This is a genomic window from Neptunomonas marina, assembly GCF_004005935.1.
GTDB lineage: Bacteria > Pseudomonadota > Gammaproteobacteria > Pseudomonadales > Balneatricaceae > Neptunomonas > Neptunomonas marina.
In genome coordinates this window covers 267943-285376 of sequence record NZ_SACQ01000005.1, presented here as the reverse complement: position 1 = coordinate 285376, position 17434 = coordinate 267943, and the positions used below count along the sequence as shown (strand labels likewise).

Annotated in this window: 19 protein-coding genes; 8 read left to right on the top strand and 11 right to left on the bottom strand. The window is 48.7% G+C overall.

Annotated features, from left to right (window positions below; translation table 11 throughout):
* Positions 1–46 precede the first annotated feature (46 nt).
* The 3 genes from pheA to gyrA form a co-directional block, all read right to left on the bottom strand.
* Positions 47–1147, bottom strand: coding sequence for a prephenate dehydratase (gene pheA / locus EOE65_RS12380; protein WP_127694627.1), 1101 nt, complete (start codon positions 1145–1147; stop codon positions 47–49).
* A gap of 8 nt (positions 1148–1155) precedes the next feature.
* On the bottom strand, positions 1156–2238 hold the full coding sequence (gene serC, locus EOE65_RS12375; protein WP_127694626.1) for a 3-phosphoserine/phosphohydroxythreonine transaminase: 1083 nt from the start codon (positions 2236–2238) through the stop codon (positions 1156–1158).
* A gap of 67 nt (positions 2239–2305) precedes the next feature.
* The gene (gyrA, locus tag EOE65_RS12370; protein ID WP_127694625.1) at positions 2306–4900 is read right to left on the bottom strand and encodes a DNA gyrase subunit A; all 2595 of its coding nucleotides are present in this window, start codon (positions 4898–4900) and stop codon (positions 2306–2308) included.
* A gap of 260 nt (positions 4901–5160) precedes the next feature.
* Between gyrA and ubiG the strand changes: the two genes are divergently transcribed.
* Genes ubiG through EOE65_RS12355 form a run of 3 tightly spaced genes read left to right on the top strand, consistent with a single transcriptional unit; the run spans position 5161 to position 7307 of the window.
* Positions 5161–5868, top strand: a complete 708-nt coding sequence (gene ubiG / locus EOE65_RS12365; protein WP_127694624.1) for a bifunctional 2-polyprenyl-6-hydroxyphenol methylase/3-demethylubiquinol 3-O-methyltransferase UbiG — start codon at positions 5161–5163, stop codon at positions 5866–5868.
* 6 nt (positions 5869–5874) lie between these two features.
* Positions 5875–6546, top strand: coding sequence for an HAD family hydrolase (locus EOE65_RS12360; protein WP_127694623.1), 672 nt, complete (start codon positions 5875–5877; stop codon positions 6544–6546).
* Between the two features lie 11 nt (positions 6547–6557).
* On the top strand, positions 6558–7307 hold the full coding sequence (locus EOE65_RS12355) for a YciK family oxidoreductase (protein WP_127694622.1): 750 nt from the start codon (positions 6558–6560) through the stop codon (positions 7305–7307).
* Positions 7308–7358: 51 nt separating this feature from the next.
* Here EOE65_RS12355 and rluB read toward each other — a convergent pair whose 3' ends face one another.
* From rluB to EOE65_RS12335, 4 genes are all read right to left on the bottom strand, one after another.
* The gene (gene rluB, locus EOE65_RS12350; protein WP_127694621.1) at positions 7359–8204 is read right to left on the bottom strand and encodes a 23S rRNA pseudouridine(2605) synthase RluB; all 846 of its coding nucleotides are present in this window, start codon (positions 8202–8204) and stop codon (positions 7359–7361) included.
* Positions 8205–8276: 72 nt separating this feature from the next.
* The gene (locus EOE65_RS12345; protein ID WP_127694620.1) at positions 8277–8669 is read right to left on the bottom strand and encodes an H-NS histone family protein; all 393 of its coding nucleotides are present in this window, start codon (positions 8667–8669) and stop codon (positions 8277–8279) included.
* A 102-nt stretch (positions 8670–8771) separates the two neighbouring features.
* The gene (locus tag EOE65_RS12340) at positions 8772–9392 is read right to left on the bottom strand and encodes an L-threonylcarbamoyladenylate synthase (protein WP_127694619.1); all 621 of its coding nucleotides are present in this window, start codon (positions 9390–9392) and stop codon (positions 8772–8774) included.
* Positions 9393–9400: 8 nt separating this feature from the next.
* Complete coding sequence (locus EOE65_RS12335; protein WP_127694618.1) at positions 9401–10243, bottom strand: PHP domain-containing protein; 843 nt, start codon at positions 10241–10243, stop codon at positions 9401–9403.
* A gap of 69 nt (positions 10244–10312) precedes the next feature.
* Between EOE65_RS12335 and EOE65_RS12330 the strand changes: the two genes are divergently transcribed.
* The 5 genes from EOE65_RS12330 to EOE65_RS12310 all read left to right on the top strand — a co-directional run bounded on the left by EOE65_RS12330 (position 10313) and on the right by EOE65_RS12310 (position 12778).
* A complete protein-coding gene (locus EOE65_RS12330) occupies positions 10313–10858 on the top strand; it encodes a septation protein A (RefSeq protein ID WP_127694617.1) in 546 nt (181 codons plus the stop codon).
* A 2-nt stretch (positions 10859–10860) separates the two neighbouring features.
* Entirely contained in the window at positions 10861–11160 is a 300-nt protein-coding gene (locus tag EOE65_RS12325) for a YciI family protein (RefSeq protein WP_127694616.1), read from the top strand.
* 183 nt (positions 11161–11343) lie between these two features.
* Positions 11344–11946, top strand: coding sequence for an OmpA family protein (locus EOE65_RS18350; protein WP_127694615.1), 603 nt, complete (start codon positions 11344–11346; stop codon positions 11944–11946).
* A gap of 73 nt (positions 11947–12019) precedes the next feature.
* Complete coding sequence (locus EOE65_RS12315) at positions 12020–12448, top strand: DsrE family protein (protein ID WP_127694614.1); 429 nt, start codon at positions 12020–12022, stop codon at positions 12446–12448.
* Positions 12449–12457: 9 nt separating this feature from the next.
* A complete protein-coding gene (locus EOE65_RS12310) occupies positions 12458–12778 on the top strand; it encodes a rhodanese-like domain-containing protein (RefSeq protein WP_127694613.1) in 321 nt (106 codons plus the stop codon).
* A 5-nt stretch (positions 12779–12783) separates the two neighbouring features.
* Here the strand turns inward: EOE65_RS12310 and EOE65_RS12305 are convergent, their stop codons facing one another.
* The 4 genes from EOE65_RS12305 to EOE65_RS12290 all read right to left on the bottom strand — a co-directional run bounded on the left by EOE65_RS12305 (position 12784) and on the right by EOE65_RS12290 (position 17197).
* Positions 12784–13704 carry a D-alanyl-D-alanine carboxypeptidase family protein gene (locus tag EOE65_RS12305; RefSeq protein ID WP_127694612.1) on the bottom strand — a complete coding sequence of 307 codons (921 nt, stop codon included), beginning with the start codon at positions 13702–13704 and terminating at the stop codon, positions 12784–12786.
* Positions 13688–14992, bottom strand: a complete 1305-nt coding sequence (locus EOE65_RS12300; RefSeq protein ID WP_127694611.1) for an ExeA family protein — start codon at positions 14990–14992, stop codon at positions 13688–13690. The genes EOE65_RS12305 and EOE65_RS12300 overlap by 17 nt, the downstream gene beginning before the upstream one ends.
* A gap of 217 nt (positions 14993–15209) precedes the next feature.
* Positions 15210–16280 carry a nucleotidyltransferase domain-containing protein gene (locus EOE65_RS12295; RefSeq protein WP_127694610.1) on the bottom strand — a complete coding sequence of 357 codons (1071 nt, stop codon included), beginning with the start codon at positions 16278–16280 and terminating at the stop codon, positions 15210–15212.
* Positions 16277–17197, bottom strand: coding sequence for an HprK-related kinase A (locus tag EOE65_RS12290; RefSeq protein ID WP_127694609.1), 921 nt, complete (start codon positions 17195–17197; stop codon positions 16277–16279). Before EOE65_RS12290 ends, EOE65_RS12295 begins: the two co-directional genes overlap by 4 nt.
* Between the last annotated feature and the right edge of the window lie 237 nt (positions 17198–17434).

Sequence of the window (17434 nt, the reverse complement as noted above, 5' to 3'; positions counted from 1 at the left end):
TCTCCTCGCTTACCACAGATGCTAAAAGACGACATCACGTTTCTCTTTACAGCACAGCCTGTGGATACGAGCCCAGAAGTTTTAACTCAACAGAACCGGCTTCAAGCTCCTTTAACACCTCTTGCACACCGGGCTCCTCGGCATGGCCTTCAAAGTCGATGTAAAACATATAGCTCCACCCAGTGCCATTGCCCGGACGGGTTTCAATACGTGTAAGACTGATACCATGGCGATGAAACGGTTCTAGTAACGAGTAAAGCGCGCCGGGTTTATCGTGAGCACATAACAAGATCGACGTTTTGTCTTTGCCGCTTACACCCACATCCTGATTGCCTAAAATCAAAAACCGAGTTGTGTTGTCAGGGAGGTCTTCGATATTGCGCGCCAGAGCTTCCAACTTGTACAAATCGGCAGCAATGTCACCAGCAATCGCCGCAGCCCCCTGTTCACCAGCGGCGATACGAGCGCCTTCAGCGTTAGAGTTAACGGTAATCTTGGCAGCCTGCGGGTAGTGTTGCTCAAGCCAGTTACTGCACTGGGCAAACGACTCCTGATGGGCATAAATCGTTTTAACATCGCTGCTTTCGGTACCCGCTTGCGCCAGTAGCTGATGATGAATCGGCAGCTCTAGTTCACCACAGATCTGCAAGTTAAAACGCTTAAACAGGTCGAGAGTATGGGTCGCCATACCTTCGGTGGAGTTCTCGATCGGTACCACGCCATAGTGTGCAGCACCGGCCTCAACTTCACGAAAGACTTGATCCAAGGAGGTTAACGGTGCACTAACAGCAGAACCACCGAAGTGCTTCAACGCCGCTTGATGCGTAAACGTCCCTTCAGGGCCTAAAAACGCCACGCGCATCGGCTGCTCTAACGCTAGACAGACCGACATAATTTCACGGAAAAGCCGCGCCACCTCTTTGTCGGGCAGCGGCCCCTCGTTCCGCTCCATCACGCGTCTTAATACTTGCGCTTCGCGCTCAGGACGATAAAAAACAGCATCCTCTTCACCCTGAAACTCTTGCTTTACTTCAGCCACACCTTGAGCACAACGAGCGCGCTGGTTAAGCAACTGATGAATCTGCTTATCAATACTATCGATCTGCTGGCGCAGCTCACCCAACGCCTCTTCCTGTTTGGTCGTCATACTTGCTCCTAGCCGTGGCGGCGCTCAAACTCTGCCATGAACTGAACCAATGCATCCACTGCCGCTTCTGGTACAGCGTTATAGATGCTGGCACGCATCCCACCCACGGAACGATGTCCTTCCAAGTTCAGCAAACCTGCAGCCTTTGACTCCTCTAAAAAGACACTATCAAGCGCAGCATCCGCGAGTGTAAACGGCACATTCATACGAGAACGGTTGCGCAGCGCAACAGGGTTGGCATAAAAATCACTACTATCGATCGCAGCATAGAGTTTGCTGGCTTTACGCGCGTTGGTTTGCGCCATCGCTTCCACGCCACCTTGCTGTTTCAACCATTGGAAAACCAACCCCGCCAAGTACCAGCCAAAGGTAGGAGGCGTATTATTCATTGAGTCAGCTTTCGCATGGACTGCATAGTTCATCATGGTTGGCGTCATGGCTTGCGCTTTACCAAGCAGATCATCACGAATGATTACGACAGTTAACCCAGCAGGACCGATATTCTTCTGCGCACCGGCATAGATCACACCAAACTTAGAGACATCAAGCGCGCTGGAAAGAATGTTAGAGGACATATCCACCACCAACGGGACATCACCCGTTTGCGGAATGTAATCAAACTCCACTCCACCAATGGTTTCATTCGAGGTGTAGTGAACATAAGCTGCATTGGGGTCTAGCTGCAGTTGCGCCTGCTCAGGGGCACAGAAGAAGCGCTCAGACTCTGTTGTTGCGGCAATATTCACTTGGCAGTAGCGCTGTGCTTCAGCGATAGCTTTCTTGGACCACACGCCGGTATTGATGTAATCCGCACTATTGCGATCACCCAATAAGTTCAGCGGCAGAAATGAGAACTGACTTGTAGCACCACCTTGAAGGAATAGAACTTTATAGTTATCCGGGATCGAGAGTAGGTCACGCAGATCTTGCTCAGCTTGCGAGGCAACCGAGACGAATTCATCACTTCGGTGACTCATCTCCATAATAGATAAGCCGTTGCCATGCCAGTCCAATAGTTCCTCTTGCGCTTGCGCAAGAACGGCTTCAGGTAGTGCGGCAGGCCCTGCACTGAAGTTAAATTTACGTGCCATATCTCAATCTCTTAACGTTATCTATACCTAAAACATAAAGTGCGGCCTGAGCCGCACTTTACATGACTTAATTGTCAGCTTGCGGTGCGTCTTCTTGCACCTCATCAGCATCCGTCAAAGCCTCATCCTCGGGCTCTTCTGGCTCCTCAATCCGCGCTAACCCCACCAAGTTTTCATCATCCGCAACGCGAATCAGACGAACACCTTGAGTGTTGCGGCCCAGCACTGAGATTTCAGAAGTACGCGTACGCACCATGGTGCCTTGGTCACTGATCAGCATCATATCGTCGCCATCAAAGACCTGCACAGCACCGGCCAATTGGCCATTGCGCTCTGTGCACTGCATACCAATAACACCTTGGTTACCGCGGCCTTTACACGGGAAGTCTTCCACAAGGGTTTGCTTACCATAACCGCGCTCAGATGCAGTCAACACACGACCGCCCTCTTTGGGAATGATTAGCGAGATAACACGCGCATCATCTTTCATCTTAACGCCGCGGACACCGCGTGCTGTACGACCCATGGCACGTACTTCACCTTCGTGGAAGCGCGCCGCTTTACCCGTACTTGTTACCAGCAGAATATCGTCATCGCCTTCGGTGATCGCAGCTCCGATAAGAGCATCGTTCTCAAGCAAGTCAACAGCGATCAAGCCGCTTGTACGAGGGCGGGAGAAGTTAGCCAGCGATGTCTTCTTAACAACACCGCTAGAAGTTGCCATAAATACATAGCGGTCTTCGCTGTACTCTTTCACCGGCAGAATCGTAGAGATACGTTCGCCTTCTTCTAACGGCAAGATATTGACGATAGGGCGACCACGAGCCGTACGGCTAGCGACAGGAATTTCGTACACTTTTAACCAGTAAACTTTGCCACGGTTGCTAAAGCACAGAATGGTGTCATGAGTGCTGGCAATTAATAGATGCTCGACAAAGTCTTCATCTTTAACTGCAGTCGCTGATTTACCTTTTCCGCCTCGGCGCTGGGCTTGGTAGTCCGTTAACGGTTGCGTTTTCGCATAGCCACCATGAGATATAGTGACAACCATATCCTCTTCAGTGATGAGATCAGCAACTGTTAAATCACGCTTAGACGCAATAATTTCTGTACGGCGATCATCACCATACTCAGCTTGAATCGCCACTAGCTCTTCACGGATTACTTCCATCAAGCGCTCGTATGAACCCAAAATTTCTAATAGCTCAGCGATGCGATCCAGCAGCTCCTGATACTCAGCGATGAGTTTTTCGTGCTCAAGGCCTGTTAGGCGGTGTAAACGCAGATCCAAAATCGCTTGTGCTTGCACGGGAGACAAGTGGTACTTGCCATCAACTAGACCAAAATGATCCTCTAGACCGTCAGGTCGACAAGCACCTTCACCTGCACGCTCCAACATACCGGTCACAGAGCCCGGCGCCCACGCCGTTTCCACCAGACGCTCTTTGGCTTCAGCCGGTGTCGGAGACTGCTTGATCAGTTCAATGACTTCGTCAATATTCGCCAGCGCGATAGCAAGGCCTTCAAGCACGTGGCCGCGCTCACGGGCTTTGCGCAGCAGATAAACCGTACGGCGTGTGACAACTTCGCGGCGATGGCGAATAAAGTTTTCAAGCAGCTCTTTTAGGTTCAGAATTTTTGGTTGGCCATCGACAAGCGCAACCACGTTGATCCCAAACACACCTTCCATCTGTGTTTGCGCGAACAAGTTATTGGCAACCACATCAGGCATCTCACCGCGACGCAGCTCAATAACGATACGCATACCGTCTTTGTCAGACTCATCGCGAAGTTCAGTGATGCCCTCTAGCTTTTTCTCTTTGACCAGCTCAGCGATCTTCTCAATCAAGCGCGCTTTGTTCAGCTGATAAGGGATCTCGGTGACAACGATCGACGCTTTACCGCGCTCGTCCTCTTCGATGTGGTGACGCGAGCGAATGTAGATACGTCCGCGCCCGGTACGATAGGCCTGCAAGATCCCAGCACGGCCATTAATAATGGCACCTGTTGGAAAGTCAGGGCCTGGAATGTGTTCCATCAAGCCATCAATATCCATCGCGGGATCATCGATTAATGCTAAACAGCCGTTGATCACTTCGCGCAGGTTATGTGGCGGAATATTGGTCGCCATCCCTACCGCAATACCAGATGAGCCATTGACCAAAAGGTTGGGCACACGTGTTGGTAAAACGTCAGGAATCTGCTCTGTGCCATCATAGTTTGGCACGTAGTCGACAGTCTCTTTATCTAAATCGGAGAGCAGCTCATGAGAGATTTTCTCCATGCGAATTTCGGTGTAACGCATCGCAGCCGCTGAGTCGCCATCAACGGAACCGAAGTTACCTTGACCATCCACCAGCGTGTAACGCATGGAGAAGTTCTGTGCCATTCGCACAATAGTGTCATAGACCGCACTGTCACCGTGGGGGTGGTATTTACCTATTACATCACCGACGACACGCGCCGACTTTTTGTAAGGCTTGTTCCAGTCGTTCCCGAGTTCATTCATCGCAAATAGGACGCGACGATGCACAGGTTTCAAACCATCTCGAACGTCAGGCAAGGCACGCCCGACAATGACACTCATTGCATAATCGAGATAAGACTGTTTCATCTCATCTTCGATATTTACCGGTAGAATCTCTTTGGCTAAATCACCCATAGGTATCAGCTTTCCTTGGTTGGTCTATCTATCCGGCCGCCGGATAAACAGAGGCCATTTTTAACCGCGAGATTGTACCATAAAATTACACTATCGACATATCTGACGCCGTGATACTGCAACAAAATCAACTTACTAAAACAGCACTTACCTATTTCAACTTCTAATTGAAATCACGCTAACTGCTAATTCTTTTCTGCCCTCACTAAAGCGTCGATGTTAGAATGGGCGCAAGAGTAACCAAGAATTTAGTGATAAGTATGCAAGCACCTAACGTAGACGCTGCCGAGATTGCCAAGTTTGAAGAATTAGCCAGCCGGTGGTGGGACCGCAATAGCGAATTTAAGCCCCTACACGATATTAATCCTCTTCGCGTTGGCTACATTGACCGCTTCGCAGCACTCGCAGGCAAGCGCACCATTGACGTCGGCTGTGGCGGCGGCATTCTGGCGGAATCCATGGCCCAACGCGGCGCAGATGTCACCGGCATTGATATGGGCGCAGCGCCATTAAAAGTAGCGAAATTGCACGGCCTGGAAAGCGGTGTTTCGGTAAACTACCAGCAAACAACCGCTGAAGAGATGGCAGAGCAGCATCCGGAAGCCTTTGATGTGGTTACTTGCATGGAAATGCTCGAGCACGTACCCGATCCATCCTCCATTGTTGCCGCTTGCGCAGCCATGCTCAAACCCGGCGGCACTGCATTTTTCTCAACCTTAAACCGCAACCCCAAAAGCTACCTATTTGCCATTTTGGGTGCAGAGCGCTTGCTCAAGCTGGTGCCACAGGGAACCCACGACTTCAACAAGTTCATTCAACCCGCTGAGCTGGCCGGTTGGATTCGCGCAAGCGGGCTTGAGATTGATGATATCTCCGGGATGACCTACAACCCGCTCACGCAGCAGTACCGCCTTGCGCCAGATGACGTCGACGTGAACTATATGATTGCCGTTCATAAACCAGAGTAATTTAGGATGAAAACCCTTGGCGCAGCGCTGTTTGATTTAGATGGAACTCTGCTCGATTCAGCACAAGACTTTCTGTTTATTTTAAATACCATGCGTGCTGAGCGACAGATGCCACCTATCAGCTATCACGAGCTGAAACCCACAGTTTCTGAGGGCGCTGCAGCGATGGTGGCTCACGCGTTCCCGAAATTAAGTGACACTGCACCATTAAAAGCAGAGTTTTTAGAGCGCTACCACCAAGCACCTACTGCAAAGAGCGAGCTTTATCAGGGTGTTGAAGTCATACTGAGACACTTTGAAGAGCAAGGCACACCTTGGGGCATTATCACGAATAAGCCGCGCCACTTCACGCAACCCATACTAGCGCACTTTGATTTGCTCGAGCGCTGCGATTGCCTCGTTTGCCCCGAGGATGTTACCCACAGCAAACCGGCACCCGACGCTTTATTACTGGCCGCCGACATACTCAGCACAGAGCCAGATACATGCATCTATGTCGGCGACCACCAACGAGATATTACCGCAGGCAATAGGGCTGGTATGTTCACGATAGCCGCATTGTGGGGCTATATAGGTGAAGCCGATGACACCACCCAATGGCAAGCAGATACAACAGCCAATCGTATCCAAGACATATTACCTGCACTTGAGAACCACTTTTCCATAGCGGCACTTTAAGAGGACAAGCCATGTTTGAATATCAAGCTCCCGACAACCTGCTGCAAGACAAAATTATTTTAGTAACGGGTGCTGGCGATGGCATTGGCCGTGCTGCCGCACTCACCTACGCCGCCCACGGCGCTACGGTCATTTTAGTGGGCAAAACTACCGAGAAGCTAGAAGCCGTTTACGATGAGATAGAAGCATCTGGCGCGCCGCAGCCCGCTATCGTGCCTTTAAACCTTGAGACAGCCACCGAGCACGACTATATCGACCTCACCAATATTTTAGAGCAAGAGTTTGGTCGTATTGATGGTATTTTGCACAATGCAAGCGTACTCGGCATGCGCACATCGCTCGAGAATTATGACCCAATTACTTGGAACCAAGTCATGCAGGTCAACGTAAATGCACCCTTTATTTTGACACAGAACCTACTTCCACTGCTGCACCGCTCAGAGCGCGCATCGATTATCTTCACTTCATCTGGCGTGGGCAGAACAGGTCGCGCCTACTGGGGTGCATATAGCGTATCGAAATTCGCGACCGAGGGGATGATGCAAGTGCTTGCCGATGAACTTGAGAACACATCGAATATTCGAGCTAACTGCATTAATCCAGGCGCCACACGCACACAAATGCGCGCTTACGCCTACCCAGCGGAAAACCCGGAGACCGTTGCAGCACCTGCTGAGATCATGCCGGTTTATCTCTATCTGATGGGCGATGAAAGCGCAGAGATCAATGGCAAATCCCTTGATGCACAGAGCAAAAGATAACCAATCACAAAACAACCAGACATAAAAAAGCGCGGTTTAAACCGCGCTTTTTTATTCACTACGATGCTTTGGCCCAACAGACTGCCTTATTTTTTGGTTCTTCTGTCTGCGCTCATACTTAGCTTTTTCAGCAGGTTTCATACGAACAGGCTTTTTCTTATCCAGCCCCATCATATTCGACAGCTCTTTAATTTCTTTATTGGTGAGCTCTTTCCACGTTCCGATCTTTACGTCGCTCGGCAAAAACAACGAACCATAACGAACGCGCTTAAGACGACTGACCTGCAAGCCCTGAGATTCCCAAAGGCGACGCACTTCTCGATTTCGCCCTTCCATAACAACACAGTGGTACCACTTGTTCGCACCTTCGCCATCGAAAAACTGTACATCCGTGAAGCGTGCCATACCGTCTTCCAGTAACACACCTTCAGTCAGGGTTTGTAACGTTTGATCTGTCACATCTCCTAACACACGCACAGCATACTCTCGATCGATATTTGCAGACGGATGCATCATACGATTCGCAAGCTCACCGTCCGTCGTAAAAACAAGCAAACCACTGGTGTTGATATCCAAACGACCAATAGCGATCCAACGACCTTGACGCAGCGGCGGTAGATGGTCGTAGACGGTTGGCCGCCCCTCAGGGTCATGACGCGTAGAAACCTCACCTAGCGGCTTGTTATAAATCAATACGCGACGCGGACTTTCCGCTTCAGATATAAGTTCAACAGCCTTTCCATCGACTGTCACCTGATCTCGCTTGGAAACACGATCACCGAGTGTTGCACGGGCACCATTAATGGTAATTCTGCCCGCTTCTATCCAGCGCTCCATCTCACGACGTGAGCCATAACCAGAGCGCGCCAATACTTTTTGTAACTTTTCATCAGACATTTGACGCTTCCTAAAAACAAAAAGGCCCCTCAGCAAAACAACCGAGAGGCCTTTCACATAATTAACAAACCGTTATTTTATCCGACATGCGTCCTTATCGACACCATGCTTATCAAAATAACGCTGGAAAGCGAGCGGCGTGCGGCCTCGACCAGACCACTCGTGCACATTACCTTCCTCATCTTCAATACGATATTTAGCTTCAACCTTCTTTTTCGGCGTTTCAGCCACTAAATCGCGAAGATCATCAAAACTCAGACCGGCTTCCTGCATTGTACGACGAATCGCATCGATCTTTTCGTTTTTCTCTTGTTCAACTCGCTGCTTTTCCTCTTCGACGGCAATTTTCTCGCCGTGAATTTCATTTAAATCAGCGATGACTTTTTCAACATCCGCTATTGATAAATCCTGACACTGCTTACGCAGTGAATTTTTGCGCATTAAAACTTTTAAGAATTCAGTCATTAGTGAGCCCAACGATTTATCTAAATTAAAGTAACTGCATTATCGCTAAAAAAACTCAAGATTCAAGTTTGTTCCCATAAATTAATAAGGAAACCATATCCGTTATTCAAATGGGGTTATATCTCCAGCACCTTTTCGAATAACCTCGGGCTGATCTTCAACAAAATTAATAACGCTTGTTGCTTCAAGCCCGCAATACCCTCCATCAATCACAAGATCTACCTCATGCTGCAAAAGGTCTCTTATTTCATAAGGGTCTGTTAGAGGGTCTACGTCACCCGGCAGAATAAGAGAAGTGCTCATAATAGGCTCCCTTAACTCCGCCAATAGCTCTTGAACAACCGCATTGTCGGGAATTCTAATACCGATAGTTCGGCGTTTTGGGTGCAGCAACCGACGCGGGACTTCGCTAGTGGCTTTTAAAATAAACGTATAAGCGCCCGGCGTGTGGGCTTTAATCGCCCGGTATTGCTGATTATCCACTTTCGCGTAGGTAGATATTTCACTCAGATCACGACATACCAGCGTAAAATTATGTTTATCATCAAGTTTACGGATACGCTTAATACGATCTAACGCCGCTTTATCACCAACATGACAGCCCAGCGCATAAGCGCAGTCAGTCGGGTAAACCACCACACCGCCTTTATTAATAATATCCACAGCCTGCTTGATTAGCCGCTTCTGTGGATTATCCGGATGTATTTGAAAAAACTGACTCACAAAATCACCTAAGTGTTAATTAAACCGTTTTCGATAGTGGGCATATCATCTGGTATTACCGGAAAAGAACCTACCGCACTCCACTGGTTTGCCGGTGTATGGAAATCACTGCCAGCCGACACCAACAGGTCATATTTATCGACTAAAAAGCCCAATGAACGTTGCTGATCAAGTGTCACACCGGGGTATGAAATTTCGATCGCATCCCCCCCAAGCTCAGCAAAAGCAGCAACCAAGGCTCTCACCTTGGTCAGCGTTAGGCGGTATTTGGTAGGGTGCGCCAATACAGCCACACCACCGGTTGCTTGGATAAGTGTTATCACAGTCTCTAACGAAGGCCACTCGACTTTTACATCACCAACCTTCCCAACCCCTAAATAGCGCTTGAACGCCTGTCCTGCGTCGCTAACCAGACCTCGATCAACAAGCACTTGTGCAAAATGAGGCCGCCCTACTTGGCCACCAGACAATGCCATTGCCTCTGCTAGCAGCCCTGTTAAACCTGTGGCTTTCTCTAGCTTTACAGCAATCCGCTCTGCACGCTCTTCTCGCAGCCGAACCAATAGCTCAACATGCGCCGATATCATCGGGTGGTGAGCATCAAACCCAAGCCCCACAACATGGACCACTTGCTTGATATGAAGACAAGTCCACTCAACACCAGCAATTAGCTCAACTCCCTCAGGAAGCTCAGAGGAGGCTAACGTGAGGTAGCCATCAACCGTATCGTGATCAGTCAAGGCCAAGCGTTGTACACCTGCCTCCATAGCAACCTCTAGCAGCGCATGGGGCGCTAGCGCCCCATCTGAGGCAGTCGTATGGGTATGGTAGTCAAACGTATGAAAACTCATTATCTCTCTACGGTTTATCCGCTAATGTTTGGGCGATATACTAGCCGTTTTGGGCTTGGTTATACGATTATGAAGCTACTTCTCGACTTTCTCCCTATTCTAATCTTTTTTGGCGTTTATAAATACACAGGGGATATTATTATCGCGACGGCTGTGCTGATCCCAGCGACGCTAGCGCAAATGCTTTACACATGGCTGAAAGAGCACCGCATAGAAAAGATGCAGTTAGTCACGCTTATTCTGGTGGTGGTTATGGGGGGAGCCACGGTTCTCTTCCAAGATAAGACCTTTATCCAGTGGAAGCCTACCGTCGTGAATTGGCTATTTGCTGCGGCTTTTTTTGGTAGTCAGTTTATTGGCCAAAAAACGATTGTTGAGCGCATTATGGGGGCTAATATCGAGCTTCCGAAAAATGTATGGTCCACCCTAAATATCTCTTGGGTTATTTTTTTCCTGTTTATGGGCGCCATCAACTTGTTCGTCGCCTACAATTTCTCGGAAGATATTTGGGTCGATTTCAAACTGTTCGGCATGCTCGGCCTAACTATTCTTTTCATTATCATCCAAGGTTTGTATATGTCTAAACACATGCCAAACCAAGATCAGGAGCAGTAGCTATGTTTTATGCCATCATCGCCGAGGATAAGCCTGGAACCTTACAGCAGCGCATGGACGCACGCCCAGCTCATTTAGGTCGACTCACTGAGTTAAAGGACGCTGGTAGACTGCTCATTGCAGGCCCACACCCTGCGATCGATACCGAAGACCCAGGCGAGGCAGGCTTTACAGGTAGTTTGGTCGTGGCTGAATTCGACTCACTCAGCGATGCGCAAGCATGGGCTGACCTCGACCCGTACATTCAAGCCGGTGTTTATGCCAAAGTCACCGTTAAGCCGTATAAAAAAGTACTGCCGTAAATATAGTAAGCTAGAATTGCTTATAAAAGTCTTGGGGAACGGTTCCATACTTGATGGACTCCAAGTAAAATGATAAGAACTTAAAAAAGTGAATTACCCATTAAAGGTCCAATAAAAGGGCTAGTGGGGATGATTCATAAAGTTAATTAGAATGCACAACCCACAACTCACAAGGACACTGATATGAAAAAGCTCGCTATGGCCGCAGGTTTAGCTCTAACGATGGGTATGTCAGCCACAGCAATGGCTCACCCAACTAACAGCGGTTACGTCACTGACTCAGGAGATTCAGTATGGCGTACAGGTTTTGGTGGTTGCTGGCACACAGGCTTCTGGTCACAAGAAGACGCAACAGTTGAAGGTTGCGATGGCTACAAAAAAATGGCTCCTAAGGCTGCTGAGCCTGCGCCTGTAGCTCCAGCAAAAGCACCAGAAATGATGGATGTAAGCAAGAAATTTGCTGTATTCTTCGATTTCGACAGCGCAGTGGTAGACAGCGTTTCTAATATCGTAGATTACGTAAACGGCCTGCAAAAAGTTAATACAATCCGCCTAGTAGGTCACGCTGACCCAATCGGCTCAAGCGCATACAACGATGCACTTTCTAAGCGCCGTGCTGAAAACGTAGCAGCAGCGCTTCGCTCTGCAGGTGTTGGCGCATCAATGAACGTTGATTACATGGGCGAAACAGCTCCAATCGCTCAATGTTCTGGCCGTGGTGCAGAACTGATTCGCTGCTTGCGTGCTGATCGTCGTGTAGACGTTCACGTTGCAGGCAAGAAGTAAGAGATTACGATCTCACACGAAGGCTGACATTACGTCGGCCTTTTTTATTTTCAGTCTATATAAGGAGTTTAAAGTGAACCTTGCCCGCCTCCTTCTAACACTTGCTCTCACGTTATCCACACACCTTTACGCGGCACCTTATGAGCCACAACAAGTGGTCTATCACATAAACTACGGCGACCAAGGGCGTATCAGTGAAGCTATGAACAATATGGCCAATCATATTCAAGCGCTCGGTGAAGCCAATGTTGATATCAAAGCCGTTATCCATGGTAAAGCCATCGAATACTTCATAGATGCCAATAGCGATCAAGCCAAGCAGATTACGCTAGACTCACTCAGGCTAAGCGATGTTCAGTTTATTATCTGCGGGAACACACTAGATGGTTATAAAATCACTCACTCCGACCTTTATGAGGTGGAGGAAGAGGATGTCGTAAAAGCAGGCCTTCCAGAGATAGTGCACCTACAACAACAGGGCTATATATACGTGCGCCCATAGGCTCGAAAGATGTTCTTCAAGGATATACCCACAATAAGCGCAAAAGACCTTATAGCTAAGCTGACCTCGGATGAACCAACTCCACCTATCGTGCTGGATGCGAGAACCCGCCTAGAATGGAATCTGAGCCATATCCCCAATGCTGTACTGGCGGGACACTGGCATGAAGCATCATTACAGCCAAATCAACTAGTCGTCTGCGTGTGCTTGAGCGCGCATCGTAGCAAACCCCTTACAGACCGCCTTATCAAACAAGGGATTAATGCAGTCGAATTACAAGGCGGTATGCTCGCTTGGTGGAAAGCAGGGCTACCTACTGAAAAATCCTAATATCACTATTGTTGAGAAAGGTTGATACATCCACCACCAAACTTGACCTGTGGCGCCTTCAACGACAACGCACGGCTTCCGCGCCAGCTTAATAATCTCAGGCCAGGCGCATCCACGCCCTTCTCAAATCCGGCATCCATGACTTCAACGGCATATTCGTAGCGCTGATCTAGAGAAGCAGCGCCCATCACTACGCCAATAAGTCTATCTCCGCCCCGAACAGCAGAAGCCACAAGATTATATCCAGAACTACAGGTGTAACCTGTTTTCATGCCATCAGCGCCGTCATAGCTAAAAACAAAACGGTTATGAGAGGTGTATGACTGCCCCTCATAATAAAAACTGGGAGAGGATAAATAGTGGTAATAATCGGGATAGCGCACCAATAACTGACGCGCCAAAATCGCCATATCGCGAGCGCTCGTTAACTGCGCCTTGTCAGGCCAACCATGTGGATTCACAAAAAATGTTTCATCCATTTGCATAGCTTTAGCTTGAGCATTCATCCGACCAACAAACTGCTTTTCTGAGCCTGCAACAAACTCCGCCAGCGCAACAGAAACATCGTTAGCGGAAATGGTCGAAACCGCTTTAATGGCCTGTTCAACTGTCAATGTATCGCCAATAGAAATACCAAGCTTTTTCGGAGGCTGATTTGCAGCATTACCACTGACTCGCATTTTATCGGATAGGCGAATATCGCCACGCTCGAGCGATTGAAAGGTAACATACAGCGTCATCAGTTTCGTAAGAGAGGCAGGATACCAAGGCACGTCAGCTTTTACTTCAGACAGTACCGCTCCTGAGTCGGCATCGATAACGATACTCGACATTTCACCCACACTATCGGCTGCAACACGAAGCGAAACGAATAGCAGTACTGCCAGCCAGACACTCTTTACTACCAAGTTACACAACCATGTCATCGAAAACGTCTAGGGATACGAAACCACGTAATAGATCCGAGAGGTGACGCAGCTTCTCAATAAACATTGCTGGATCAATAAGGTATAACGAGATAACAAACACCAGCACCACAGCACACGCGGAAAAGAACATGAGCCCGATATCACTTTTCGCATAGCTACTATCATTAACCGAGCGGCTTTCATCTCCGTAACGATCAACGTAATCTCTGGCAGGAGCGGCCGAGCCCACTTCGTCAGCAGGTGCTGCTTGTTGCTGTTGCTGTTGCTGTTGCTGTTGCTGTTGCTGTTGCTGTTGCTGTTGCTGTTGCTGTTGCTGTTGCTGTTGCTGTTGCTGTTGCTGTTGCTGTTGCTGAGCATGGCTCTGATCAACACCCGCATCAACCGCTTGGTTCGCTTTCGATAGCGCAGCACTGTCTACAAATACGTCTTGAACCGCAAACTCACCCTCAATTTCAAGGCCTGGCGGTAGCAACTGCTCTTCTATCAACTCAGAGATCACCAACTCTGCATGCTTAACACCGATACGTGATAACTCTTCAATACTGCCAAATAGAAACAAGCGGCTGCAGATCAAGTTAATTCGTCGCGGGATGCCTTGGCTCCACTTAAAAATGATCGGAAAGATCGCTTCGCTTAGCAGCGGCTTTCCTCGCCAACCGACAACATTCAAGCGGTGTAAGATATATGCTTTCGTCTCTTTCTCTTGCAAAGGTTTTAGGAAGCAACTAGCCACCAAACGCTGCTGAACTTGCTCCATCTCTGGCTGATGCATCAGCTCTTGCAAGCCCTCCTGACCTAGCAAGAAAATCTGCAAGAGGGGGACACTCTCTTGCTGCAGGTTTGTTAGCAACCGAAGTTCTTCCAAGCCTTGAGCAGATAGTCCCTGCGCTTCATCAATAATCAGGAGCGCTCGACCACCAACAGAGTGGTTTTCATTGAGCATATCGGATAAACGCTGCAACAATGCCGCCTTGCTTGGCGCCTCATCACGCAGGCCAAAGGAGTAACAAACCATGCGGATCAGGTCATCAGCTTCCATTTGTGTGGTCACTAACATCGCCACTTTTACTGTTGGGGCGGAAGCAAGACTGTGTACTAGATCGTTAACCAACGTAGTCTTTCCGGTTCCTGGCTGCCCGGAAATCATCACAAAGCCCTCCGCGCGCTCATATGCATACTGCATATAAGCTTGCGCCCGAGAAAAGCTTTTATGACCAAAACAAAAGCGATGATCAGAGCTTAAACGGAACGGCTCTTCTGTGAATCCATAATAAGCGTCATACATAAATGCAGTACCTAAAAACCTCTACCAGGAAAACACATCCACTTTCAAAGCGGGCGCTCCGAGTACACTAACCAATAATCGAACGTAACGAGCGCTGAAGTATACGTATAAAATTAGAACACTAGCTGACTTGCCGTTTGAAATATGCTGCAAACAACAATATTCAGTCTAGCAAAGTTTGAACAACCCTTGCCGAGATGTAAACAGCCACAATTGGCTAGGCTTCGTCTTTGGCAAGAAACGCTTTATAGAAAAGGTGCTGAAAAAGAAGCCTCTTAGGCATCCTCAAATAATGCCCTCGCACAAACAGCAGTCGCTCCGCTAGCGCATACCCTGATTCCAACGCGCTAGGGTGAGGCGGTACGATGACCTTAGTGAATAAGCGATGTAACCATCTACGCCGCATCCCCCCTATCGATAGAGCGGCAGAAAAACGCTCTATCACCCCCTCGGGAACAGGTGTAAGAAACTCGGCTTGAGCATGATAAATCGCAAAGTAGACAGGCTCTAACAAATCATGAAGCTGCGCGCGATTAAAGAGCTCATTCCAATCTTCAACCTCAATAAGTAGTCGCAGAAGACCATCAATATCAACCAAGTCACGATAGGCGTGATTATACTCACTGTCCGTAAATAAGTGCGTAGCGGCATGCAGTACCTGATCGTAGCGCGACAGCAAACGATACCCACCGTTACCCTGCCTAGCACTGGAGAAAAGCTCCTCCGCACGCGGCATGTAGCGTGCAGTTAACGGTAAAATAGTATGATGGATGTCGAGGACTGTTTGCCGTTTCACATGCACGACAGGAGGGATCTCATGCATCCACTCTCTATAGTATCGCTGGTCGTAATCATTGTGATGCGTGCCTTGCCAGCCGTGCCACTTGAGCAACTCCTCAACGCGCTCGATATCGCATTTTGGCACCAGCAGGTCGATATCGGAAAACGTTCTGCCTAGCGCAAAGCTCTCCTCCTCTACGACATAAGCCGCCCCCTTGAGCAGAACTGGTACGATTTCCTCTTTTTCAAGAGCCGCGCATAAATGTTCTACTTCCCACTGCGCATCCCTACGGTACTTTTCAAAAATACGCCACGACGAGAGTAAATGCTTCTGCACAGAGACATCGATTAACTGAAACTCGCCGCGCTCACGAAGCCTGCTGCACAGAATACCCAATACCTGCGCGCTTCGTGCTTGCTCAACCACTTCAGTCCACTGCTCTGGAAGAACATCAGCGGCACTGAGCTGACCGACAAGAAGCTGCGATAGACGAAGAGGAGACCTCATAACGACTCACCACCCCATATCTGGCTAACCAGCGCTATCGCATCATCCAAATCCCCGAACGAGAGATCAAATGCTTCAGAGTGGTTCAACACGTAACTAGCGCACTCAAAGCCTCGTTCGCCCAACAAGTAGTAATTGAACGCATTCTCTACAATCGTCATGTACGCACTCGACTTTGCTCTTGAAGATAAAGAAGGAGCAGCGCCACTCCGGAATTTTGGAAAAATAAATGCCGCTACTGTCGCCGAGTCATTTGTTCGCACAACGCTAGCATCAGGCGGACACAAGTGTGAGACAGTTCCTTTGACCGTATCGGTACAGCTTTTACCGAAGCGAGCATCTAGCCAGTAATCTTTAATGACATCAATGGATGCGTTCTTCAAACTTATCGGCTTAGTAAATGGAAAAACTTGACCACTATCGACACAAAGCAGCGCAAGTTCATCCGATAATAAACGCCAACCTTTACTTACCAATGCCGCAGTAAGTGTGCTTTTCCCGGAACCAGAAAGAGCGGGCATCACCAGCGCTTTGCCATCCTTTTCCACAACAGCTGCATGCAAAATTAAAAACTGATGTGCATGTGCAGAAACGCACCAATTAATACCCCATTCTAAAAGCGCAGGAGATTGATCAAGGGGTAAAGGGGTAAAAGGAACATTGCCGTTGAACGTAAACTCCGCAACAGGCTTCAACCATCCACGAATAGAGCTTTTCTTACGATCAACCTCGATACTAAAGTCAATAAAACGAGGCTGGGAGTCAGTATTTGCATACCTGTAGAGGTTCGTAAGGTGTTCATGAACGTCTGGCAACTTTGAGCGAATAGAAAACCAGAAAGGCCCTATTTGAATTTGCAGGCCAGTACTTTTTAGAGCACTGCGAATATCCGCGCCTGCCAAGTCACAAATTTTCATAGTAGAGGGGAGATAACACCGTGCTGCAGCAAATCAGAGAAAACAGCATCAGGATCAACACCAGGAGACCGTGCTAAAACTTCGCCGCATAAGGCCTCATGCGAGAATGACTCTGTAGACTGCAGAGCCTGCACCAGCATGAATAATGATAGGGGTAGGACAAACAGCCTATCATCTGTACGTCTATGGATAACGTAATCCATATCGAAGCGTGCCACACGGCACGCCTCTAAATCC

Excerpts from the sequence above, each read along its gene's own strand:
- pheA (WP_127694627.1), bottom strand. The coding sequence starts at position 1,147 with ATGACGACCAAACAGGAAGAGGCGTTGGGTGAGCTGCGCCAGCAGATC.
- serC (WP_127694626.1), bottom strand. The coding sequence starts at position 2,238 with ATGGCACGTAAATTTAACTTCAGTGCAGGGCCTGCCGCACTACCTGAA.
- gyrA (WP_127694625.1), bottom strand. The coding sequence starts at position 4,900 with ATGGGTGATTTAGCCAAAGAGATTCTACCGGTAAATATCGAAGATGAG.
- ubiG (WP_127694624.1), top strand. The coding sequence starts at position 5,161 with ATGCAAGCACCTAACGTAGACGCTGCCGAGATTGCCAAGTTTGAAGAA.
- EOE65_RS12360 (WP_127694623.1), top strand. The coding sequence starts at position 5,875 with ATGAAAACCCTTGGCGCAGCGCTGTTTGATTTAGATGGAACTCTGCTC.
- EOE65_RS12355 (WP_127694622.1), top strand. The coding sequence starts at position 6,558 with ATGTTTGAATATCAAGCTCCCGACAACCTGCTGCAAGACAAAATTATT.
- rluB (WP_127694621.1), bottom strand. The coding sequence starts at position 8,204 with ATGTCTGATGAAAAGTTACAAAAAGTATTGGCGCGCTCTGGTTATGGC.
- EOE65_RS12345 (WP_127694620.1), bottom strand. The coding sequence starts at position 8,669 with ATGACTGAATTCTTAAAAGTTTTAATGCGCAAAAATTCACTGCGTAAG.
- EOE65_RS12335 (WP_127694618.1), bottom strand. The coding sequence starts at position 10,243 with ATGAGTTTTCATACGTTTGACTACCATACCCATACGACTGCCTCAGAT.
- EOE65_RS12330 (WP_127694617.1), top strand. The coding sequence starts at position 10,313 with ATGAAGCTACTTCTCGACTTTCTCCCTATTCTAATCTTTTTTGGCGTT.
- EOE65_RS12325 (WP_127694616.1), top strand. The coding sequence starts at position 10,861 with ATGTTTTATGCCATCATCGCCGAGGATAAGCCTGGAACCTTACAGCAG.
- EOE65_RS18350 (WP_127694615.1), top strand. The coding sequence starts at position 11,344 with ATGAAAAAGCTCGCTATGGCCGCAGGTTTAGCTCTAACGATGGGTATG.
- EOE65_RS12310 (WP_127694613.1), top strand. The coding sequence starts at position 12,458 with ATGTTCTTCAAGGATATACCCACAATAAGCGCAAAAGACCTTATAGCT.
- EOE65_RS12305 (WP_127694612.1), bottom strand. The coding sequence starts at position 13,704 with ATGACATGGTTGTGTAACTTGGTAGTAAAGAGTGTCTGGCTGGCAGTA.
- EOE65_RS12300 (WP_127694611.1), bottom strand. The coding sequence starts at position 14,992 with ATGTATGACGCTTATTATGGATTCACAGAAGAGCCGTTCCGTTTAAGC.
- EOE65_RS12295 (WP_127694610.1), bottom strand. The coding sequence starts at position 16,280 with ATGAGGTCTCCTCTTCGTCTATCGCAGCTTCTTGTCGGTCAGCTCAGT.
- EOE65_RS12290 (WP_127694609.1), bottom strand. The coding sequence starts at position 17,197 with ATGAAAATTTGTGACTTGGCAGGCGCGGATATTCGCAGTGCTCTAAAA.